Annotated in this window: 19 protein-coding genes and 1 other RNA gene; 9 read left to right on the top strand and 11 right to left on the bottom strand. The window is 65.4% G+C overall.

The annotated features are described in order from the left end of the window. Positions 1-116: 116 nt before the first annotated feature. The gene (locus tag A3M7_RS0112090) at positions 117-1,145 is read left to right on the top strand and encodes a cyclopropane-fatty-acyl-phospholipid synthase family protein (RefSeq protein ID WP_027544188.1); all 1,029 of its coding nucleotides are present in this window, start codon (positions 117-119) and stop codon (positions 1,143-1,145) included. Between the two features lie 42 nt (positions 1,146-1,187). On the opposite strand, the gene A3M7_RS0112085 is transcribed toward A3M7_RS0112090, so the two are convergent. After that, positions 1,188-1,838 carry an SRPBCC family protein gene (locus tag A3M7_RS0112085; RefSeq protein ID WP_084302060.1) on the bottom strand — a complete coding sequence of 217 codons (651 nt, stop codon included), beginning with the start codon at positions 1,836-1,838 and terminating at the stop codon, positions 1,188-1,190. Between the two features lie 102 nt (positions 1,839-1,940). Between A3M7_RS0112085 and A3M7_RS0112080 the strand changes: the two genes are divergently transcribed. The 3 genes from A3M7_RS0112080 to A3M7_RS0112070 all read left to right on the top strand — a co-directional run bounded on the left by A3M7_RS0112080 (position 1,941) and on the right by A3M7_RS0112070 (position 7,619). Further along, positions 1,941-2,852, top strand: coding sequence for a LysR family transcriptional regulator (locus A3M7_RS0112080; protein ID WP_027544186.1), 912 nt, complete (start codon positions 1,941-1,943; stop codon positions 2,850-2,852). A gap of 261 nt (positions 2,853-3,113) precedes the next feature. Then, positions 3,114-4,307: an efflux RND transporter periplasmic adaptor subunit gene (locus A3M7_RS0112075; RefSeq protein WP_084302095.1), complete on the top strand. Its 1,194-nt coding sequence runs from the start codon at positions 3,114-3,116 to the stop codon at positions 4,305-4,307. A 156-nt stretch (positions 4,308-4,463) separates the two neighbouring features. Further along, a complete protein-coding gene (locus A3M7_RS0112070; protein WP_027544184.1) occupies positions 4,464-7,619 on the top strand; it encodes a multidrug efflux RND transporter permease subunit in 3,156 nt (1,051 codons plus the stop codon). Positions 7,620-7,758: 139 nt separating this feature from the next. Here the strand turns inward: A3M7_RS0112070 and A3M7_RS0112065 are convergent, their stop codons facing one another. The 9 genes from A3M7_RS0112065 to tkt all read right to left on the bottom strand — a co-directional run bounded on the left by A3M7_RS0112065 (position 7,759) and on the right by tkt (position 17,362). Beyond that, complete coding sequence (locus A3M7_RS0112065) at positions 7,759-8,544, bottom strand: inositol monophosphatase family protein (RefSeq protein ID WP_027544183.1); 786 nt, start codon at positions 8,542-8,544, stop codon at positions 7,759-7,761. A gap of 98 nt (positions 8,545-8,642) precedes the next feature. Next, positions 8,643-9,707, bottom strand: coding sequence for a tetratricopeptide repeat protein (locus tag A3M7_RS0112060; RefSeq protein WP_027544182.1), 1,065 nt, complete (start codon positions 9,705-9,707; stop codon positions 8,643-8,645). Between the two features lie 8 nt (positions 9,708-9,715). Next, positions 9,716-10,399 (bottom strand): thiamine phosphate synthase, encoded by a 684-nt coding sequence (locus tag A3M7_RS0112055; protein ID WP_027544181.1) that lies wholly within the window; start codon positions 10,397-10,399, stop codon positions 9,716-9,718. Between the two features lie 3 nt (positions 10,400-10,402). Continuing rightward, positions 10,403-11,443, bottom strand: coding sequence for a class I fructose-bisphosphate aldolase (locus A3M7_RS0112050; protein ID WP_027544180.1), 1,041 nt, complete (start codon positions 11,441-11,443; stop codon positions 10,403-10,405). A 263-nt stretch (positions 11,444-11,706) separates the two neighbouring features. Beyond that, positions 11,707-12,774, bottom strand: coding sequence for a class II fructose-bisphosphate aldolase (fba, locus tag A3M7_RS0112045; protein WP_027544179.1), 1,068 nt, complete (start codon positions 12,772-12,774; stop codon positions 11,707-11,709). Between the two features lie 55 nt (positions 12,775-12,829). Next, complete coding sequence (gene pgk / locus A3M7_RS0112040) at positions 12,830-14,023, bottom strand: phosphoglycerate kinase (RefSeq protein ID WP_027544178.1); 1,194 nt, start codon at positions 14,021-14,023, stop codon at positions 12,830-12,832. A 27-nt stretch (positions 14,024-14,050) separates the two neighbouring features. Beyond that, positions 14,051-14,179 carry a hypothetical protein gene (locus A3M7_RS51030; RefSeq protein ID WP_256374866.1) on the bottom strand — a complete coding sequence of 43 codons (129 nt, stop codon included), beginning with the start codon at positions 14,177-14,179 and terminating at the stop codon, positions 14,051-14,053. A gap of 10 nt (positions 14,180-14,189) precedes the next feature. Then, positions 14,190-15,197, bottom strand: coding sequence for a type I glyceraldehyde-3-phosphate dehydrogenase (gene gap, locus A3M7_RS0112030; protein WP_027544177.1), 1,008 nt, complete (start codon positions 15,195-15,197; stop codon positions 14,190-14,192). Positions 15,198-15,346: 149 nt separating this feature from the next. After that, complete coding sequence (gene tkt, locus A3M7_RS0112025) at positions 15,347-17,362, bottom strand: transketolase (RefSeq protein WP_084302058.1); 2,016 nt, start codon at positions 17,360-17,362, stop codon at positions 15,347-15,349. Between the two features lie 366 nt (positions 17,363-17,728). Here tkt and A3M7_RS0112020 point away from each other — a divergent pair, with 366 nt between their 5' ends. From A3M7_RS0112020 to A3M7_RS0112005, 5 genes are all read left to right on the top strand, one after another. After that, positions 17,729-18,049 (top strand): DUF4164 domain-containing protein, encoded by a 321-nt coding sequence (locus A3M7_RS0112020; protein ID WP_020608063.1) that lies wholly within the window; start codon positions 17,729-17,731, stop codon positions 18,047-18,049. Continuing rightward, positions 18,046-18,429, top strand: coding sequence for a cell division protein ZapA (locus tag A3M7_RS0112015; protein ID WP_027544175.1), 384 nt, complete (start codon positions 18,046-18,048; stop codon positions 18,427-18,429). Before A3M7_RS0112020 ends, A3M7_RS0112015 begins: the two co-directional genes overlap by 4 nt. Before the next feature lie 214 nt (positions 18,430-18,643). Beyond that, a non-coding RNA gene (ssrS, locus tag A3M7_RS45855) (6S RNA) lies at positions 18,644-18,804 on the top strand. 171 nt (positions 18,805-18,975) lie between these two features. Then, on the top strand, positions 18,976-19,572 hold the full coding sequence (locus tag A3M7_RS0112010; protein WP_027544174.1) for a 5-formyltetrahydrofolate cyclo-ligase: 597 nt from the start codon (positions 18,976-18,978) through the stop codon (positions 19,570-19,572). After that, positions 19,550-20,374: a TIGR00282 family metallophosphoesterase gene (locus A3M7_RS0112005; RefSeq protein WP_027544173.1), complete on the top strand. Its 825-nt coding sequence runs from the start codon at positions 19,550-19,552 to the stop codon at positions 20,372-20,374. Before A3M7_RS0112010 ends, A3M7_RS0112005 begins: the two co-directional genes overlap by 23 nt. Positions 20,375-20,517: 143 nt before the next feature. Here A3M7_RS0112005 and A3M7_RS0112000 read toward each other — a convergent pair. Beyond that, positions 20,518-20,699: transposase (locus A3M7_RS0112000; protein ID WP_027544172.1), on the bottom strand; the 182-nt coding region annotated here is incomplete at its 5' end.

Below are 20,699 nucleotides of genomic sequence, written 5' to 3'. Positions count from 1 at the left end.
GCGCCCTTGCTCGCGGTCCTGATGGCGTTCGCCTGCATCCGGCCAGGCGGCGACGCCCGAACCTGCCCGCTCCTTCTTTCGCGTCCCGAACCAGACATGACCAGGGGAGTGGCCGCATGAGCGTCGTTTCCGCGATCATCGGGACGGCCGAACGCGTGCCGCTGCCTGATGTGGTGATTCGCGCCGCGATCCAGCGCCTGTGCTCGCGGACGGCGACCCGCATCTCCGCCCTGGGCGCGGACGACGAGGCCGCCTTCGCCGGGCGCATGATGCTGCGGCCGATCGCCGAGGACATCGATGCCGCCAATGCCGGGAATGACGAGGCGCCCGCGTGCTTCCTCGCGCAGGCGCTCGGCCCCAACCGCAAATACTCGTCCTGCTTCTACACGACCGAGGCGACCACCTTGCAGGAGGCGGAGGAGGAGGCGCTGCGCCAGACCGTTGCGCATGCAGGTCTCGCCGACGGGCAGACCATCCTCGAGCTCGGCTGCGGCTGGGGCTCGCTGTCGCTCTGGATGGCGCGGCAGTTTCCGCATGCCAAGGTAACGGCGGTGTCGCACTCGCAGGCGCAGCGGGCCTATGTCGAGGAGGAGGCGCGGCTGCGCGGGCTCTTGAACCTGCGCGTCGTCACCGCCGACATGAACGTGTTCGCGCCCGAGGGCCAGTTCGATCGCATCGTCTCGGTCGAGATGTTCGAGCACGTGATGAACTGGCGCAAGCTGATGACGCGCGTGCGGTCATGGCTCGCGCCCGAGGGGCGCCTGTTCATGCACATCGTCACCCATCGCTCCGGCTCCCACCTGTTCGACCGGGCCAATCGCGAGGACTGGATCGCGCAGCACGTCTTCACCGGCGGGGTGATGGCGAGCCATCACCTCGTCAGGCAGTTCGACGACATCTTCACGGTCGAGAAGGAATGGTGCTGGAGCGGCACGCATTATCAGCGCACCGCCAATGACTGGCTCGTCAATTTCGATGCCCATCGCGATGCGATCGAGGCGGCCCTGCGCAAGGTCCATGGCGACGAGACCGCCTTGTGGATGCGGCGCTGGCGCTGGTTCTTCCTCGCGACATCGGGCTTGTTCGGCTACGCCGACGGAACGGAATGGGGCGTCAGCCACTACCGGATGAAGGCGGCGGGGTAGGGCGCGCACGCATGAATGCCGCGCACGGTCCCCGGTGACCGGTCAATTGCTCTCAGAGACCCATTTCAATGTCGCCAGCCATAGATCGTGGCCACGATGCAGCAGGCTCTCATCGGTCTCTCGCAGGTGGGCGGCATCTTTGCCCACGCCAACTTCATCCGTTATGACCAGGCAGCTCGTGCCTTGAGGGGCCAGATACCAGGTATGATAGAAGCTCGGCCGCGTTCCCGGCGCGTAACCGTACCAGCCGAGGCGCGTATGCGGCACATACTCTTGTACCTTGCTCTCGATCGACAGGCCAAACGTGCTCCAGCGCCACGTCGTACCGTCGCCCAGTACTTTCGTGCCCTCGGGAAGTTCGACGCCGCCAGAGTTCGGATACCATTGCGGCCACTTCCTGGCGTCCACGATGTGGCCCCAGATCTTCTCGCATGACGCATTGATGAGAAGCTCGTTGTGCGAAAACAGATCGGCAGTCGCGGGATTGAAGCCCTCCGGCCAATGAATCTCCTTCGAGCGCATCGCAAGGTCTTGCTTCATCGTCATGATCGCTTCCTTTTTTGTGCCGGTGTGAAGGGTGTTCGTTTGCGCTCCGGCAGAAGTTGCGATCGAAAGCAGAGACGCCATGGACGCGCCTAGCAGCATCCAGCGCGCGCAAGATTCAGTGCTCGGAAAGTAAAGCCGTTTCGTCATGTTCGCCTCCGCGTCTTCGATGGCGACACTGATGACAGATCATGATTGCTGATCCAATTTCCGTTATGTCAGAATAGACGTTCATACAAATCAGGAATTGCGATGCCCTTCGATGGACGGTTGCTGTCGGGTGTTACTGTCCTCTCGGCCGTGATCGAGGCCGGCACCATCGCGCGCGCGGCCGATGCGCTGGGCCTCACCGCCTCTGCGGTAAGCCGCGCCATATCGCGCCTGGAAGCGCGCGTCGGGGTCAGGCTGCTCGAACGCACGACGCGCTCACTCTCGTTGACAGACGAGGGGCGGCGCTTTTACGAGCGCGTCGGACCGCACCTTGCCGGCATCGAAGAAGCGGCGATCGAGGCATCGGGCTCTGCCGGCATCGTGCGCGGGCGGCTTCGGGTGAACGTCGATCCGTTCTTCTCGCGGATCGTCTTGTCATCCCACATCAGGGAATTTCTGGAGCAGCATCCCGAAGTGTCACTGGAGCTTCTGATGCGTGACGCGGTCGGAGATCTCGGGGCTGGCGGCTTCGATTTGGCGCTGAGGTTCGGAGACCCTCCGAACGGTTCATTGGTTGCGCGCAAGCTCGTGGAAACCCGTGTTCTCACGGTTGCGGCGCCCGCTTATCTTGCCCAGCACGGCCGGCCACGACATCCGTCCGAGGTGTCGGACCACGATTGCATCGGTTTCTATGACGCGGCAAACCAGCGACCTTTCGATTGGGAGTTCCACAAGGGAAAAGAGATACTTCCTGTGAAGGTATCCGCCCGCGTTCTGGTCTCGGATGTCGGCGCCATGCTTTCGGCTTGCGAAGCCGGCGCGGGCATCGCGCAGATTCTCCAACTCGGTAGCAGTCACCTCATGGAAAGCGGGTCGTTGATCGACCTGTTTCCCGAATGGTCCGGCGAGATGTTCCCGCTCTATGCGCTGTTTCCATCACGCCAGCATCAGCCCGCGAAAGTGCGCAGCTTCATCGACTTTTGCCTCGGCGTGATTGCAAGAGAGAATGCCTGAATGAGTCCAGCGTAGAGAGCGCGCACCCTGATTGCGATCTTCTGTCGCAGCACGCCGCGATGGAACTCGACTCACAATCCGGTGAGACCCGGAAAGCGCCCTGAACTCAGCACGATAGGTCGTGTGACATTGGGCCGCCTGCACCATGCGTTGCATCGCAGCACGTCCACTCTATTTTGAGTGCGTCAGCCGCGTGGAATGGCCCAGAATGGGCCCGCGCGGAGCGTGATCAGTTTCAACAACATCGGGGCACCCCACTTCATGTCAGGACTTCGTGCGCGATCGGCATGCGTTGCAATGATGCTCGCGGCCTTTGCGCCGCTGCTGGGGGCTTGCGACGAATCCAGCTCCGCGGCGTCCTCCGCGCCGCCGGCCGACCCTGACGTCAGCATCGTCGTCGTCAAACCGCAGCCGCGTGCCGTGGTGCGCGAACTTCCTGGCCGCATCGCGCCGACGCGCGTTTCCGACGTGCGGCCGCGCGTCTCCGGCATCGTGGTCGAACGCCTGTTCCGCCAGGGCAGCGAGGTGAAGGCCGGCGATGCGCTCTATCGCATCGACGCGCGTCCGTTCGAGGTCGAGGTGATGGCCAACGAGGCGGCGCTGGCCAAGGCCGAGGCTGCGTTGATGCAGGCGAGGCAGCAGGCGCACCGCGTCGCCACCCTCACCAAGGATCGCGCTGCGCCGGAGGCCGAGAACGAGAAGGCGATCGCGACCGAACGCCAGGCCCATGCCGAGGTCGAAGGCCGCAAGGCCGACCTCGCGCGCGCCAAGCTCAATCTCGACTATGCCACCGTGCGCGCGCCGATCGACGGCGTGGTCGGTGCTGCGCTCGTCAGCGAAGGCGCGCTCGCGGTGCAGAACGAGACCAATCTCGCCACCATCCAGCAGCTCGATCCGATCTATGCCGATTTCACCCAGTCGGTGAACGAGCTCAACCAGCTCCGCCGCGCCTTCGAGAGCGGCGACCTCGAGCGCATCGCCGCCGATGCCGCCAAGGTGCGCCTCGTGCTCGACGACAACACGCTCTATTCGCTCGACGGCAAGCTGCTGTTCTCCGATGCCAAGGTCGATGCCCACACCGGCCAGGTGACCTTGCGCGGCGAGTTCCGCAATCCCAAGCGCGAGCTCCTCCCGGGCATGTATGTCCGCGTCCGCATCGACCAGGGCCTCGATTCCGACGCGATCGCGGTACCGCAGCAGGCGATCCAGCGTAACGGTGGCGGCGGCAGCGAGGTGTTCGTCGTCAAGGACGACAATCACGTTGCGGTGCAGCCGGTGCGCACCGGCTCGGTGCAGGACGGCATCTGGTTCGTCACCGACGGCCTCAAGGCCGGCGACAAGGTCGTGGTCGAAGGCTTCCAGAAGTTCGCGGCCGGCGACAAGGTCAAGCCGCAATCCTGGTCGGAGGCGGACGCGACCGCGGACAATCGGCACGCCCAGAAGCTCACGCGATAACGCTCGCGCCGCAAGTGTCGTCCTCATCCTAAGGAGCCCGCCGAAGCGGGCGTCTCGAAGGATGGCCGCGGGAGAAAGCCGGGCCTTCATGGTTCGAGACGCGCGTTCCGCGCTCCTCACCATGAGGATTAATGAAACAACGAGGGTAAGCGCCAAATGGCGAGTTTCTTCATCGACAGGCCGATCTTCGCCTGGGTGGTCGCGCTTTTCATCTGCCTGATCGGCGCGATCTCGGTGCCGCTGCTGCCGATCGCGCAATATCCGATCATCGCGCCGCCCTCGATCTCGATCTCGACCAGCTATCCCGGCGCCTCTCCGGAAAACCTCTACAACAGCGTCACGCGCCTGATCGAGGAGGAGCTCAACGGCGCCGCCGGCATCCTCAATTTCGAATCGACCAGCGACTCGCTCGGCCAGGTCGAGATCATCGCCAATTTCGTGCCGGGCACCGATACCAGCGCGGCGTCCGTCGAGGTGCAGAACCGCATCAAGCGCGTCGAGGCGCGCCTGCCGCGCGCGGTGATCCAGCAGGGCATTCTGATCGAGGAAGCCTCGAGCGCGGTGCTCCAGATCATCACGCTGAACTCGACCGACGGCAGCCTCGACGAGGTCGGCCTCGGCGACTTCATGATCCGCAACGTGCTCGGAGAGATCCGCCGCATTCCCGGCGTCGGACGCGCCACGCTCTATTCGACCGAGCGCAGCTTGCGCGTCTGGGTCGATCCGGCCAAGCTCGTCGGCTATGGACTGACCGCCGACGACGTCAACAAGGCGATATCAGCGCAGAATGCGCAGGTCGCCTCGGGCAGCATCGGGGCCGAGCCGTCGACGTCGACCCAGCGCACCTCCGCGCTGGTGCTGGTCAAGGGCCAGCTCTCCTCGCCCGACGAATTCGGCGCCATCATCCTGCGCGCCAATGCCGACGGTTCGACCGTGCGCCTGCGCGACGTCGCGCGCATCGAGGTCGGCGGCCTCAGCTACCAGTTCAACACCCGCCTCGACGGCAAGCCGACCGCGGGCCTCTCCGTGCTGATGTCGCCGACCGGCAATGCGCTGGCGACCGCGAGCGCGGTCGAAGCGAAGATGAAGGAACTGTCGCGCTTCTTCCCGGCCAACATCTCCTACGAGATCCCCTACAACATCACGCCCGTGGTCGAGGCCTCGATCAAGAAGGTGCTGTCGACGCTGGTCGAAGCGGTGGTGCTGGTGTTCGTGGTGATGTTCCTGTTCCTCCAGAACATCCGCTACACCATCATTCCGACCATCGTGGTGCCGGTGGCGCTTCTGGGCGCCTGCACCACGCTGCTGCTCGCCGGCTATTCCATCAACATGCTCTCGATGTTCGGCATGGTGCTCGCGGTCGGCATCCTCGTCGACGACGCCATCGTCGTGGTCGAGAACGTCGAGCGCATCATGAGCGAGGAAGGCCTGCCGCCGAAGGAGGCGACACGCAAGGCGATGTCGCAGATATCAGGCGCCATCATCGGCATCACGCTGGTGCTGATGGCGGTGTTCGTGCCGATGGCGTTCTTCCCGGGCTCGGTCGGCATCATCTATCGCCAGTTCTCGGTGACCATGGTGGCCGCGATCGGCTTCTCCGCCTTCCTCGCGCTGTCGCTGACGCCGGCGCTGTGCGCGACCCTGCTCAAGCCCGTCGCGGCCGGCCACGGCCATGCGAAGAAGGGCGTGTTCGGCTGGTTCAACCGCATGCTCGAAGGCGGCAGGGAGGGCTATTCCCGCACCGTCGGCTTCTCGCTGAAGCGCACCGGCCGCCTCATGCTGGTCTATGTCGCGTTGCTGGTCGGCCTGTCCTGGGCCTTCGTCAACCTGCCCGGCGGCTTCCTGCCCGTTGACGACCAGGGCTTCGTCACCACCGACGTGCAGACGCCGTCGGACTCGTCCTACCCCCGCACCGAAGCCGTGATCGAGAAGGTGGAAAAATATCTGGCGCAGCGGCCGGGCGTCGACAACGTCACCTTCCTCACCGGCTTCAGCTTCTCCGGTCAGGGCATGAACACCGCGCAGGCCTTCATCACCTTGAAGGACTGGTCCGAGCGCGGGCCGAAGGATTCGGCCGCAGCGATCGTCGCCGACATCAACCGGGATCTGTCGTCGTCGATCCGCGACGCGAAGATCTCCGCGCTGCAGCCGCCGCCGATCGACAATCTCGGCAACTCCTCGGGGTTCTCGTTCCGTCTCCAGGATCGCGGCCAGAAGGGCTATCCGGCCCTGATGCGCGCCGCCGACCAGCTGATCGCGGAGGCCAATGCCAGCGCCGTGCTGCAGAAGGTCTATGTCGAAGGCCTGCCCGAGGCCGGCGTGGTCAATCTGGTGATCGACCGCGAGAAGGCCGGCGCCTTCGGCGTCACCTTCGAGGACATCAACAACACGATCTCGACCAATCTCGGCTCGAACTACATCAACGACTTCCCCAACCGCGGCCGCATGCAGCGCGTCGTGGTGCAGGCCGACGCCCGCGACCGCATGCGCACCGAGGACATCCTCAACTACAACGTCAAGAACAGCCGCGGCCAGCTCGTGCCGTTCTCGTCCTTCACCACGGTGGAATGGGCGCGCGGCCCGACGCAGATCGCCGGCTTCAACTATTATCCGGCGGTGCGCATTTCCGGCGAAGCCAAGCCCGGCTTCACCTCGGGCGATGCCATCGCCGAGATGGAGCGCCTCGCCGGCAAATTGCCGCGCGGCTTCGGCTATGAATGGACGGGCCAGTCGCTCCAGGAAAAGCTGTCGGGCTCGCAGGCGCCGTTCCTGCTCGCGCTGTCGGTGTTCGTGGTGTTCCTGTGCCTCGCCGCGCTCTACGAGAGCTGGACCATTCCGCTCGCGGTGCTGCTCACCGTGCCGCTCGGCATCGTCGGCGCCGTGATCGCGGCGATGCTGCGCGGCCTGCCCAACGACGTCTATTTCACCGTCGGCCTGATCACCATCATCGGCCTCGCCGCGAAGGACGCGATCCTGATCATCGAGTTCGCCAAGGACCTGCGCAAGGAAGGCAAGCCGCTGGTGGACGCCACCATCGAGGCCTGCCGCCTGCGCTTCCGCCCGATCCTGATGACCGGCCTTGCCTTCATCTGCGGCGTGCTGCCGATGGCCATCGCCCACGGCGCCGGCGGCGCCAGCCAGCAAGCGCTCGGCAGCATCGTGATGGGCGGCATGATCGCGGTGGTGATCCTGGCGCTGCTGATGGTGCCGGTGTTCTTCGTCTCGGTGCAGCGCGTGCTGGCCGGGGATCGGGAGACGGTGGCGGAGGAAGGCGAGGGCTACGGGCCGCCGGCGCCGGTGCGACCGACGTAGCCTCCGTCGTCATTCCGGGGCGCGCGTCAGCGCGAACCCGGAATCCATCGCGAGACAATCGCTGCGGATGAATGGATTCCGGGCTCGCGCCAAGAGGCGCGCCCCGGAATGACGACGTGGAGGGGCCTTCGCGCTACGCCTACTTCCTCAGCACCTTCACCAATTCCCCGTGCACGAACTCATTGCCGCACACGACGTGCCCGGTCACCAGCGGATCGCCCGGGGTCGGGATGTCGGTCACCGTTCCGCCTGCCTCGCGCACCATGATCATGCCGGCGGCGATGTCCCAGGACTGGAGATCGCGCTCCCAGTAGCCGTCGAGGCGGCCGGCGGCGACGAAGGCGAGGTCGAGGGAGGCGGCGCCGAAGCGGCGCAGGCCCGCGACGCGGTCCTGGATCGCGGTCATCTCGCGGCGGAATTCCTCGTGGTCGCCGCGGCCGATATGGGGCAGGCCGCAGGCCACCACGCATTCGTTGAGCTGGCGGCGGCCGGCCACGCGCAGGCGCTGGTCGTTCAGGAAGGCACCCTTGCCGCGCTCGGCGATGTAGAGCTCGTCATTGGCTGGGTTGTAGATCACGCCGGCGATCACCGTGCCCTCGCGTACGAGGCCGATCGAAATGGCGAATTGCGGGATGCCGTGCAGGAAGTTGGTGGTGCCGTCGAGGGGATCGACGATCCATGTGTGGCTCTTGTCGGTGCCCTCGCGGGTGCCGCCCTCTTCGCCGATGAAGCCGTAGCCGGGCCGGGCCTTGGCGAGGTCCTGGTAGAGGATCTCCTCGGCGCGCTTGTCGGCGAGCGAGACGAAATTGGCCGGCCCCTTCAGCGAGACCTGGAGATGCTCGATCTCGCCGAGATCGCGCTTGAGGCTGCGGCCGGCGCGGCGCGCGGCCTTGACCATGACGTTGATAGTTGCGGAATACAGCATGAGCTTCCGGTCTTGATCGGGGGAAATGGCGCTAAAACGCGCCTGTTTGGGGGATTGGGTGCCCTGTGAGGGGGCTAACGTCAAGTCATTGCGTCAAGTCATTTGGTCCCGAGCCATTTCCTGGCGGCGGCCTCCGCCTTGGCCCGGTCCTCGGCCGGCAGATCGGACAATTGCTTGTCGAGCTCCGGATCGCCCTTGCCGGCGGTCTTCGCCACCAGGTGCCATTTGAACCCCTCGACCTTGTCCACGGACGTGCCCATGCCGTTGATCAGCACCCAGGCCAGGCGGTTCTGCGCGATCGCGCTGCCCTGGCGGGACGCCTTGCGGAGCAACGCGACAGCAGCCGGTTGGTTCTTCGGCGTGCCAGTGCCGTTGAACAGCGCGATGGCATATTCGACCTCGGCATCGACATTGTCGGTCAGCGAGGCCGCCTGGAGCAACCGCACCGCCCTTTCGGGGTCCTTCGGCACGCCGGTGCCTTCCTTGTAGAAGGTCGCCAGCGCGTATTGCGCCTCGGGAAGGCCGGCATCGGCCGCCTGGCGCAGCAGCTCGGCGGAACGCTTGACGTCCTGCGGCAGGGTCTGGCCGTCGAGATAGAGCAAAGCGAGGTTATAGGCCGCCTTGGGCTCGCCGAGCTTGGCGGCGGAGGCCATCAGCTTCACCGCCTCGCCCTTGTCGACGGGGCCGCCGCGGCCGGAGATGCGCAGCATGGCGAGTGCAAACATCGCCTCGCGGTCGCCGGCGTCCGCAGCGCGCTTGTACCATTCCAGCGCCTTGGCGTAGTCGCGGCGGATGCCCATGGCGTTGGAGTAGAGCTCGCCGAGCATGGTCATCGCCTTGGGATCGCCGGCTTGTGCGCGGGCGGTGGCGAGCTCGAACGCGGTCTTGTACTGGCCGCGCTGATAGGCGCCGTACACCAGGTCGACGTTGGAATTGTCGGTTGGAGGCGCCGGGATCACGGTCGCGGGCAGCGCCGGCTTGGGGGAGGCGGACGGCTTCGGCGCCGGCGCGGCCTCCTTCTTCTTGGCGGGCGCGGGTGGCTTGGCTTTCTGCTTTTCGGCGGGCGGGCTAGGCGTTGTGGCCGGCGGTGTGATCTGGAGTTGCGCGGCCGCGGGCACTGTGAGCAGCAGCGTCGCCAGGATGGTGATGCGCGGGAGCTTCATGTCGGGCGCTAGCCGTCGCCCGCGGGATTTTGGCTTGCGGGCGCAGTCGCATGGGCCTTCTTGATCGCAGCGTCGGCCTCGATCAGCGCGGCCTTGGCCCCGCGCGGATCGGCCCAGATGAACTCGCCGACCAGCACGAAATCGGCGCCGCTGGCGGCGAAGTCGTAGGCCTCTTCCAGCGAGGTCGCAAAGCCGACGCAGGGCGGCTCGAACAGCTCGGCCCACCAGTCCAGCCGCTCGGCAATCGCCTGGGACGACGGCCGCTGGCCCTTCGCGTCGGGCTCGCCGAACAGCAAATAGTCCGCGCCCACCTCGCCCGCATCCATGGAATGGTGCCGCGTCGTCAGCCCGCCGACGCCGGCGATGCGATCGGGCTTGAGCGATGGCAGGGCCTCTTTCAGCGCGGCGATGCCGGGCAGGTGCGCGCCGTCGGCGCCACCGCGCGCGACCAGTTCGGCATGGCCGTCGATCAGTAGTGCAGCGCCCGCCTTCTGGACCGGCGGCGCGAGTGCCTTGATCCACGAGATCATGGTGCGCTGGTCGGTCTCCTTCAGCCGCACCAGCACGGCCGCGACGTCGGCGGCGGCGAGCAGGCCCGGCAGTTCGGCGACGAGCGAAGCCGGGTCATCGACGACAGGCGTCGCGAGATAAAGGCGCGGCGCCGGGCGCGGCGGAGGCGATTTGTTCGACAAGATCTAGGCCGCTTTCTTTTCCAGGCTGCTTTGCCATTCGCCCTTGGAGGCGAGGCCGTTCATTCGTGCACGATGGCTGAAGGCGCGCTGGCCGGCGGCGACGTTCTCGGCCTTGCCCGACCAGGCCTTCTGCGGCGCGGCCTGCAGCGCGCGGCCGTAGGAGAAGGTCAGGCCCCAGGGCAGCGGACCGAGCTTGTGCATGGCGTTGAGATGTGCGGTTGCCTCTTCGTCCGACTGGCCGCCGGAGAGGAAGGCGATGCCGGGCACGGCGGCCGGCACGCAGGCCTTGAGCAGCCGTATCGTCTTCTCCGCGACGTCCTCGACGGAGGCTTGCTTCGCGCACTTCTTGCCTGAGATCGCCATGTTCGGTTTCAGCACCATGCCTTCGAGCGCGACGCGCTGCACGCGCAATTCCTGGAAGGTCTTGTTGAGCACGCGCTGGGTTACTTCATAGCAGCGGTCGATGTCGTGGTCGCCGTCCATCAGGACCTCCGGCTCGACGATCGGCACGATCTGCGCGGCCTGGCACAGCGCGGCATAGCGCGCCAGCGCGTGGGCGTTGACGCCGATCGCGGTCATCGAGGGGATGCCCCGGCCGTCAGTGCCGCTGCCGATGTCGATCACCGCGCGCCATTTGGCAAAGCGCGCGCCGCGCTCGTAATATTTCTTCAGGCGTTCGGCGAGCTTGTCGAGCCCGACGGTGACTGTTTCACCCGGGCACATCGGCAGGGCTTGCGTGCCTTCGTCGACCTTGATGCCGGGGATGGCGCCGCTTTGTTCGATCAGCTTCACCAGCGGCGTGCCGTCCTTCGCATCCTGCCAGATCGTCTCGTCATAGAGGATCACGCCGGAGATGTACTGGCTCATGGCTTCCCTGGATCGGAACAGCATCTCGCGGTAGTCGCGGCGGTTTGATTCCGTCGATTCCACGCCGATCGCGTCGAAGCGCTTCTTGATGGTGCCGGAGGATTCGTCGGCGGCAAGAATGCCCTTGCCGGGCGCGACCATGGCGGTCGCGATCCTGTTGAGCTCAGTCAGATTCATCGAGAGGTCCTCCCAAAACGATTCTGCCCTTGCCCGTGAAAATAGACCGTTCTCGGGCAATTGCCGAGTTAACGTTCGTCGCAGGGTAAAGGGGCGGGAGGGAATGTCGTGCCACTAGAAAGGTCGTCATTCCGGGATGCGCCGGAAGGCGCAGGCCCGGAATCCATAACCCCAGGCTGTGGTTATGGATTCCGGGCTCGCCGCGTTGCGGCGCCCCGGAATGACGGAGAGGGCGTGTACTGGATCACGCCACCGCGCGATCGTTACGCAACGCGGGGGTTGAGCTCGCCCTTGGCGTAGCGCTTGGCCATCTCGGCGGTGGTCAGGACCTTCTTGATCTTGGAGGCCCGCCCTGCGGTGTTGAACTCCTGGAGCCGCTGCTTGCACAGCTTGGTCATCGCTTCCATCGCCGGTTTCAGGTACTTGCGCGGGTCGAACTCTTCCGGATTGTCCTTGAGCACCTTCCGGATCTGGCCGGTCATCGCCATGCGGTTGTCGGTGTCGATGTTGATCTTGCGCACGCCGTTCTTGATGCCGCGCTGGATCTCGGCGACCGGCACGCCCCAGGTCGGCTTCATCTTGCCGCCATAGGTGTTGATGATGTCCTGAAGGTCCTGCGGCACCGAGGACGAACCGTGCATGACGAGATGCGTGTTCGGCAGCTTGCGGTGGATCTCCTCGATCACGTTCATGGCGAGGATGTCGCCGTCCGGCTTGCGGGTAAATTTGTAAGCACCGTGAGAAGTCCCCATCGCGATCGCGAGTGCGTCGACCCTGGTCTCCTGGACGAACTTCACGGCCTCGTCCGGATTGGTCAGGAGCTGGTCGTGGCTCAGCTTGCCTTCGGCGCCGTGGCCGTCTTCCTTGTCGCCCATGCCGGTCTCGAGCGAGCCGAGCACGCCGAGCTCGCCCTCGACGGAGATGCCGCCGAGATGGGCCATGTCGGTCACGGTCTTGGTGACGCCGACATTGTAGCCCCAGTCGCCGGGGGTCTTGCCGTCGGCCTTGAGCGAGCCGTCCATCATCACCGAGGTAAAGCCGGCCTGGATCGCGGTCATGCAGGTCGCGGGCTCGTTGCCATGGTCGAGATGCACGCAGACCGGGATGTGCGGATAGATCTCGGTCACCGCGTCCATCATGTGCTTGAGCATGACGTCGTTGGCGTAGGAGCGCGCACCGCGCGAAGCCTGGATGATGACGGGCGCATCGACCTGGTTGGCGGCGTCCATGATCGCCAGCGCCTGCTCCATGTTGTTGATGTTGAAGGCCGGTACGCCGTAATCGTTCTCAGCCGCATGGTCGAGCAATTGACGTAACGTGATCCGAGCCATGTGTCTTTTTCTCCGGTTTGGGCCTTCAGGGCCCCGCTAGCTACTTGTCGACTGACTACTTGACGCGCAGGACCTCGACGCCGGGCAGTGGCTTGCCTTCCATCCATTCAAGAAATGCGCCACCGGCGGTCGAGACATAGGTGAAGTCACCGGCCACATGGGCCTGGTTGAGGGCCGCGACCGTGTCGCCGCCGCCCGCGATCGAGATCAACTTTTTCGCCCTGGTGCGCTCGGCGGCATGCTTGGCGGCCGCGACCGTGCCGCGGTCGAACGGCTGCATCTCGAAGGCGCCGAGCGGCCCGTTCCAGACCAGCGTCGCCGCGTCGTCGATCGCGGCGTGGACGCGGGCGACCGATTGCGGGCCGACGTCGAGAATCATGCCGTCGGCCGGGATCGCATCGAGGCCGTAGGCGTGGGACGGCGCGTTGGCCGCGAAATGATAGGCGACCGTGGCGTCGACCGGCAGGATGATGGCGCAGTTGGCGGCTTCCGCCTTTTCCATGATGCGCAGCGCGGTCGGCGCGAGATCCTTCTCGGCCAGCGACTTGCCGATGCCGACGCCCTGGGCGTGCAGGAAGGTGTTGGCCATGCCGCCGCCGATCACCAGCGCGTCGACCTTGCTGACGAGGTTTTCGAGCAGGTCGATCTTGGTCGAGACCTTGGCGCCGCCGATGATCGCGATGACCGGCTTGGTCGGCGAGCCCAGCGCCTTCTCCAGCGCGACGAGCTCTGCCTGCATGGTGCGGCCGGCATAGGCCGGCAGCTTGTGGCCGAGGCCCTCGGTCGAGGCGTGGGCGCGGTGCGCGGCCGAGAACGCGTCGTTGACCCAGATGTCGCCGAGCTTGGCCAGTTCCGCGACGAAGGCGGGATCGTTCTTTTCCTCTTCCTTGTGGAAGCGGGTGTTTTCCAGACAGAGGATGTCGCCATCCTCGAGTGCCGCCACGGCCGTGGCCGCAGGCTCGCCGATGCAGTCGTCGGCAAACGCGACGGGCTTGTTCAGGACCTTCGACAGCGCCTCGGTGACGGGCTTGAGCGACTCCTTGGCGTCGCGTCCCTTCGGCCGGCCGAAATGCGCGAGCAGGATCACCTTGCCGCCCTTGTCGGCGAGCTCGGTGATGGTCGGCGCGACGCGCTCGAGCCGGGTTGCGTCGGTGACGCGCCCGTTCTCCATGGGCACGTTGAGGTCGACGCGCAGCAGCACGCGCTTGCCCTTCACATCGACGTCGTCGAGGGTGCGGAATTTGGCCATGTCCTGATCACTCGTTCGCTGGCGACGCTACTGCGCATCGCGCTCGGGTGGATTGCCTTCCTGCCTGGTCGTCACTTTGCTTCCCTGGCGCATGCCATACGCGATCAATGCGAACAGCAGAATGACGCCAGGAATTCCGATCCAGGCAGGAAGCATAACGCTCCCCTTAGATCACCTTCGCGATCGCGACCGCGGTGTCGGCCATGCGGTTCGAGAAGCCCCACTCGTTGTCGTACCAGGACATCACGCGCACCAGCGTGCCGTTCTGCACCTTGGTCTGGTCCTCGTGGAAGGTCGAGGAGTGCGGATCGTGGTTGAAGTCGATCGAGACGTTCGGCGCATTGGTGTAGCCGAGGATGCCCTTGAGCTGCTGCTCGGAGGCGCGCTTCATCGCCGCGTTGATTTCCTTCACGTCGGTGGCGCGCTTGGCGATGATCTTGAGGTCGACGACCGAGACGTTCGGGGTCGGCACGCGGATCGCAACGCCGTCGAGCTTGCCCTTCAGTTCCGGCAGCACCAGACCGATCGCCTTGGCGGCACCGGTCGAGGTCGGGATCATCGACATCGCCGCCGCGCGGCCGCGATAAAGATCCTTGTGCATGGTGTCGAGCGTGGGCTGGTCGCCGGTATAGGCGTGGATCGTGGTCATGAAGCCGGTCTCGATGCCGACGAGTTCGTTCAGGACCTTGGCGACGGGCGCGAGGCAGTTCGTCGTGCAGGAACCGTTGGAGACGACCAGGTGATCCTTGGTCAGCGTGTCGTGGTTGACGCCGTAGACGATGGTGGCGTCGGCGCCGTCGGCGGGCGCGGAGACCAGCACGCGCTTGGCGCCGGCGGTCAGATGCGCGGAGGCCTTGTCCTTCGAGGTGAAGATGCCGGTGCATTCCAGCGCGATGTCGACGCCGAGATCCTTCCAGGGCAGCTTCGAGGGATCGCGCTCGGCGGTCACCTTGATCTTGCCGCCTCCGAGGTTGATCGAATCGCCGTCGACGGTGACGGTGCCGGGGAAGCGGCCATGGACGCTGTCGAAACGGAGCAGATGGGCATTGGTCTCGACCGGGCCGAGGTCGTTGATGCCGACCACCTCGATGTCCTTGCGGCCTGACTCGGCAATCGCCCGCAGGATGTTGCGGCCGATACGACCAAAACCGTTGATTCCAACGCGGACTGCCATCTTTCGTCTCCTTCAATGACCGTTGTCATCCCGCCGGACGCGCGGCTAACGCGTCAGCGAGGGTTTTTTAGGGCGGACGCCCGGTTCGGCCGGGCGGTGCTTGATCATATGGGACGTTACGTAGTCCTTTTTTTTGGCAAGCTCAACTCTCAGGAAACGCGCTTCAGCACGGCGTTAACCGCAGCCTCGGCGGTAATGCCGAAATGCTTGTAAAGGTCCTTCGCCGGCGCGCTCGCGCCGAAGGAATGCATGCCGACAAATTCGCCATCTTGGCCGATCACGGCATCCCAGCCCCAGCGCACGGCGGCCTCGATCGCGACCTTCACCGGCGCGTTGCCGATGATCTCGGCGCGCTTCGCCTCTGGTTGCGCTAACAACAGCTCGAGCGAGGGCACCGAGACCACCCGTGACGCGATGCCGCGCTCGGCGAGCTGCTTCTGGGCGGCGACCGCGATCTCGACCTCGGAGCCGGAAGCGAACAGCGTCGCCTTGGCTTCGCCCTGCGCCGGAACCAGCTCGTAGGCGCCGGCCGCGCAAGGATTGTCGTTCGGCACGGTGGTGCGGAGCTGCGGCAGGTTCTGCCGCGTCAGCGCCAGCACGGTCGGGCCGTCGATGCGGTTGAGTGCGAGCTCCCAGCACTCGGCGACCTCGATGGAGTCGCAGGGACGGAACACGCGCATGTTGGGAATGGCGCGAAGCGCGGCGAGATGCTCGACCGGCTGATGGGTCGGGCCGTCCTCGCCAAGGCCGATGGAGTCGTGCGTCATCACATAGACGACACCGGTGCCCATCAGCGCGGCAAGGCGCATCGCCGGACGCGCATAGTCGGTGAACACCAGGAAGGTTGCGCCGTTCGGCGCGAAGCCGCCATGCAGGAAGATGCCGTTCATCGCGGCGGCCATGCCGTGCTCGCGGATGCCGTAATGGATGAAGCGGCCCTTCGGCGTCTTGGCGGAGAAGGCGGTCGCCGACTTCGCCTTGTTGTTGTTGGAGCCGGTGAGGTCGGCCGAGCCTGCGAGGAACTCCATCGGCATGGCGCCGGCAATGACCTCGATCACGGCTTCCGAGGATTTGCGGGTGGCCGCAACCAGCGGCTTTTCCAGCAGCTCCTTCTTGTACGCGCGCACCGCCTTTGCGAGCGAGGCCGGACGCTCATGGCGCAGGCGGCGCTCGAACTCGGCGCGCTTGCGGCTGCCGAGCTCACCGAGCCGTCCTTCCCATTCCTGGCGGGCCACAGCGCCGCGGCTGCCGGCCGCGCGCCAGGCCTTCAGCACGTCGTCGGGCACCGAGAACGGCTCGAGCGAGATGCCGAGATTTTCCTTGGCGGCCTTGAGCTCCTCGGCGCCGAGCGCTTCGCCATGCACCTTCGACGTGCCGGCCTTGTGCGGCGCGCCGAAGCCGATGGTGGTGCGGCAGGCGATCAGCGTCGGCTTGTTCGACTTCTTCGCGCGGGTGATGGCGTCGGCGATCGCGGCCTGATCGTGGCCGTCGATCTTCTCGGCGGCCCAGCCCGCGGACTTGAAGCGCTTCACCTGGTCGACGGAATCGGCGAGCGAGGTCGGGCCGTCGATCGAGATGCCGTTGTCGTCGTAGAGCACGATCAGCTTGTTGAGCTTCCAGTGCCCGGCCATCGCGATCGCTTCCTGCGACACGCCTTCCATCAGGTCGCCGTCGGAGGCGAGCACGAAGGTGTGGTGGTCGACGATCTTCTTGCCGAACTCGGCGGCGAGCATCTTCTCGGCGAGCGCCATGCCGACCGCGGTCGAGATGCCCTGGCCGAGCGGGCCGGTGGTGGTCTCGATGCCCTTGGTGTGGAAGTTCTCAGGGTGGCCAGGCGTCAGCCCGCCGAGCTGGCGGAACTGCTTGAGCTGGTCCAGCGTCATCTCGGCATTGCCGGTGAGATACAGCAGCGAATAGAGCAGCATCGAGCCGTGGCCGGCCGAGAGCACGAAGCGGTCGCGGTCCGGCCAGGCGGGCGCGGCGGCGTCGAATTTCAGGAATTGCGTGAACAGCACCGTGGCGATGTCGGCGGCGCCCATCGGCAGGCCGGGATGACCCGATTTCGCCTTCTCGACAGCGTCCATCGAAAGGCCGCGGATCGCGTTGGCCATGCGGGTGTGGTCGACCTGCGTCTGGGCCATACGGGTGGCATCGAGCTGCATCATGATGAAAATCCGTCTGGAATGAGGTGCTTGATGGCCCTGTGCGCCGCGCTGGATCGAGCCTGGCGGTCACGGGAGGTTGGGGGCTGGATAGCATCTCGGTTCCGGGAGTCCAAGGCAATCAAACGCCGGTTTGGCCGCAAAAGTTGCTTACGGCATGATCCGGAAAAGCCGTAGCCGCGGATCATGCAGATCCGGAACCAGCCCGCCGGCATGCCGAGGGCCGATCTATCGGTGCATAGTTTCGCGGCGACGTTGCGATTTGCTAGCTTGCCACGTAAATTTCTGCTTCTAACCGCTTGCCGAACCGAGTCTTTTGCCGGGCGGCAAGCCCCGATGCAAAGGCCACCAAGGTCCGCCGCTGACCGCATGAACGATCGCGTTTCCAACAGTTCCGCCATGACCGAGTCCTCTGCTGTCGAGATCGAGATCGCGACCCGCAGGCTCATGGCGGCGCTCGACGCGCTCGAAAGCGCGGTCGAGCGGCGGCGCGATGCCGATCGCGACGAGAACGAACTCGCTGCGCGAATCCAGGCACTCGGCGCGGACCGCTCGCGGCTTGCGGATGAGCTCGATGGTGCGCTGGTGAAGGCGCGCAAGCTGGAGCGCACCAATCGCGAGATCTCCGACCGGCTGGATTCCGCAATCGTCACGATACGCTCGGTGCTCGATACCGGAGAGGATGGATGAGCCACATCAACGTCACCATCAATGGCCGGCAATACCGCATGGCCTGCGAGGAGGGCCAGGAGGTGCGGCTGCTCAAGCTCGCCGAAAGCCTGGAGACGCGGATTCAGTCGCTGCGCGGAAAATTCGGCGAGATCGGTGATGCCAGGCTCACGGTGATGGCGGCGCTGACCGTCTGCGACGAATTGGTCGACGCCGGCAACCGCGTCCGCGCCATGGAGCAGGAATTGACCGAGCTGCGGGATTTCCGCAATGCCGCCGTCGAGCGCGCCAGGATGACGCAGAACGCGGTGGTGAATGCGTTGAACGCCGCCGCCGAACGCATCGAGAAATCGACCCAGGTCCTGAACCGGACCGTCGGCAACGGGATCGCGATCGGCTGACCGTTGGCTCTTCCTGCCATCCTTCGAGACACCCGCTTTTTGCGGGCTCCTCAGGATGAGGTCTTGTTTTGCGGTGAAAAGGGTAGACCCTCATGGTGAGGAGCCCGCCCCAAGCGGGCGTCTCGAACCATGCAGGCCGAGCATTATCGCCGTATCCCGGCGGCCACGTGGGATCGCTCTGGTGATTCGTCAGTATCGTTGTTACATTGCGCAGGCGAGGCTGCGACGCGCGTCCGGAGCCATATATCCCCGGGGCCTTATCGATCCTTTAGGGAACTGTCCCTGGCCGGGCCCGTGGGCTCGGACATATGGTGCCCACCTACTTTCGTAGGGAACTCCGGGATCGAGTGCTTCAACGGCGTCCGCGGCTTCGCACTTTTGTTTGCTTGGTTTGTGCTTGTTGAGACGACTGCGGCCTGTTCAACAGGTGTCATGCCCCGCGCAGGCGGCGCATCCAGTACGCCGCGGCCTTTGTGTGAATCACCACCGCCTCTGGAATACTGGATCACCCGCCTTCGCGGGTGATGACGTGGGGGACCAAAGCGCATGTCGAATTCGAAAGCCGAACTCCGTGCCAAGGCCCTCGCCAAACGCGACGCGCTGAGCGAGAAGAAGCGCACTGCCGCGGCCACCAAGCTCGCCAAGCGCGGGCTGCCGTTCAAGCTGCTGCCCGGCAGCATCGTCTCCGGTTATTCGCCGATCCGCAGCGAGATCGATCCGATGCCGCTCTTGAGGAAGCTCGCCGAGGAGGGCGCAAGGCTGGCGCTGCCTTGCGTCACCGCGCGCGGCCAGTCGCTGGTCTTCCGTATCTTTCATCCGAGCGACCGGCTGATGCTCGGCCCGCTCGGCATTCCCGAGCCGTCGCCGGCCGCCGCCGAAGTCATTCCCGACATCATGCTGACGCCGCTCGCGGCCTTCGACCGCCTCGGCCACCGCATCGGCTACGGTGCGGGGCATTACGATTTCACCTTCGCGCACTTGCGCAAGACCAAGCAAATCGTCGGTATCGGTCTTGCGTTTGCCGCGCAGGAGATCGAGGCGGTTCCGGCACTATCCCACGACGTCGCGCTGGATTATGTGCTAACGGAATCGGACGTGTTCGATTTCCGGAGTTCTGAAGTTGCGCATTCTCTTCGTGGGTGATGTCGTCGGTCGTAGCGGCCGCAACGCCATCGCCGAATATCTGCCCGGCATGGTCAAGGACTGGTCGCTCGATTTCGTCGTCGTCAACGGCGAAAATTCCGCCGGCGGCTTCGGCATCACAGAAGCGATCTATCAGGAGTTTCTCGATGCCGGCGCCGACGCGGTGACGCTCGGCAATCACTCCTGGGACCAGCGCGAGGCCCTGGTGTTCATCGAGCGCGCCGATCGCCTGGTGCGGCCCGCGAACTATCCGCGCGGCACGCCCGGCCGCGGCGCCGCTTTGGTCGAGACCAAGAACGGCAAGCATGCGCTGGTCGTCAACGCCTTGGGCCGCGTCTTCATGACCCCGTTCGACGATCCCTTTGCGGCGCTGGAGCGCGAGCTCGGCGCCTGCCCCCTCGGTGTCGCCGCCGATGCGATCGTCGTCGATTTCCATTGCGAGGCGACCAGCGAGAAGCAGGGCATCGGCTTCTTCTGCGACGGCCGCGCCAGCCTCGTCGTCGGCACCCACACCCATGTGCCGACCGCCGATCACCAGATCCTCACCGGCGGCACCGCCTACATGACGGATGCCGGCATGACCGGCGACTACGATTCCATCATCGGCATGCAGAAGGAAGAACCGCTGCGGCGGTTCACGTCGGGGATTCCGTCGGGCCGGTTCGAACCGGCGGCAGGCGTTGCGACCCTCAGCGGCGTGGCGATCGAGACCGACGATGCGACGGGCCTCGCACTGCGCATCGCGCCGGTGCGCGTCGGCGGCCGGCTGGAGCCGGCAACGCCGAGGTTCTGGTTGAGCTAGCTCGCGCGGCAAACGCTGCTGCACCTTCTCCCCTTGTGGGCCTGTTGCGTTATTGGCTTTTGAGGCTGAAGACGTCACGAGAGAAGGCCTTGGTCGCGGCAATTGCCTGCCAATATCTGTAGTTGTCGCCCTCGGAGGGCGGCTCACGCGGCGATCGTGGCCCACCGCCTCATGTTGAAGGCGATCGAGGCGAGCAGGACTTGTCCGGTCGCCTTGATCAGACCGACGTAGCGGATGCAGGTCAGCCGCATGCGGCGTTTGAGAGTAGCGAAGGTGGTTTCGACCTGGGCTCGTCGGCGCGCGATGAGGAGGTTGTAGCGTTTGA

It is taken from the genome of Bradyrhizobium sp. WSM2254 (genome assembly GCF_000472645.1).
GTDB classification, from domain to species: Bacteria; Pseudomonadota; Alphaproteobacteria; order Rhizobiales; family Xanthobacteraceae; genus Bradyrhizobium; species Bradyrhizobium niftali.
Note: the sequence above shows the minus strand (reverse complement) of the source record. Positions and strands in the feature narration are given on the sequence as shown.

What these genes read in the sequence shown, in the direction of transcription:
- A3M7_RS0112070 (WP_027544184.1), top strand. Translation starts at nt 4,464, where the DNA reads ATGGCGAGTTTCTTCATCGACAGGCCGATCTTCGCCTGGGTGGTCGCG.
- A3M7_RS0112075 (WP_084302095.1), top strand. Translation starts at nt 3,114, where the DNA reads ATGTCAGGACTTCGTGCGCGATCGGCATGCGTTGCAATGATGCTCGCG.
- A3M7_RS0112085 (WP_084302060.1), bottom strand. Translation starts at nt 1,838, where the DNA reads ATGACGAAACGGCTTTACTTTCCGAGCACTGAATCTTGCGCGCGCTGG.
- tkt (WP_084302058.1), bottom strand. Translation starts at nt 17,362, where the DNA reads ATGATGCAGCTCGATGCCACCCGTATGGCCCAGACGCAGGTCGACCAC.
- A3M7_RS0112020 (WP_020608063.1), top strand. Translation starts at nt 17,729, where the DNA reads ATGAACGATCGCGTTTCCAACAGTTCCGCCATGACCGAGTCCTCTGCT.
- A3M7_RS0112010 (WP_027544174.1), top strand. Translation starts at nt 18,976, where the DNA reads ATGTCGAATTCGAAAGCCGAACTCCGTGCCAAGGCCCTCGCCAAACGC.
- pgk (WP_027544178.1), bottom strand. Translation starts at nt 14,023, where the DNA reads ATGGCCAAATTCCGCACCCTCGACGACGTCGATGTGAAGGGCAAGCGC.
- A3M7_RS0112060 (WP_027544182.1), bottom strand. Translation starts at nt 9,707, where the DNA reads ATGAAGCTCCCGCGCATCACCATCCTGGCGACGCTGCTGCTCACAGTG.
- fba (WP_027544179.1), bottom strand. Translation starts at nt 12,774, where the DNA reads ATGGCTCGGATCACGTTACGTCAATTGCTCGACCATGCGGCTGAGAAC.
- gap (WP_027544177.1), bottom strand. Translation starts at nt 15,197, where the DNA reads ATGGCAGTCCGCGTTGGAATCAACGGTTTTGGTCGTATCGGCCGCAAC.
- A3M7_RS0112050 (WP_027544180.1), bottom strand. Translation starts at nt 11,443, where the DNA reads ATGAATCTGACTGAGCTCAACAGGATCGCGACCGCCATGGTCGCGCCC.
- A3M7_RS51030 (WP_256374866.1), bottom strand. Translation starts at nt 14,179, where the DNA reads ATGCTTCCTGCCTGGATCGGAATTCCTGGCGTCATTCTGCTGTTCGCA.
- A3M7_RS0112065 (WP_027544183.1), bottom strand. Translation starts at nt 8,544, where the DNA reads ATGCTGTATTCCGCAACTATCAACGTCATGGTCAAGGCCGCGCGCCGC.
- A3M7_RS0112080 (WP_027544186.1), top strand. Translation starts at nt 1,941, where the DNA reads ATGCCCTTCGATGGACGGTTGCTGTCGGGTGTTACTGTCCTCTCGGCC.
- A3M7_RS0112090 (WP_027544188.1), top strand. Translation starts at nt 117, where the DNA reads ATGAGCGTCGTTTCCGCGATCATCGGGACGGCCGAACGCGTGCCGCTG.
- A3M7_RS0112015 (WP_027544175.1), top strand. Translation starts at nt 18,046, where the DNA reads ATGAGCCACATCAACGTCACCATCAATGGCCGGCAATACCGCATGGCC.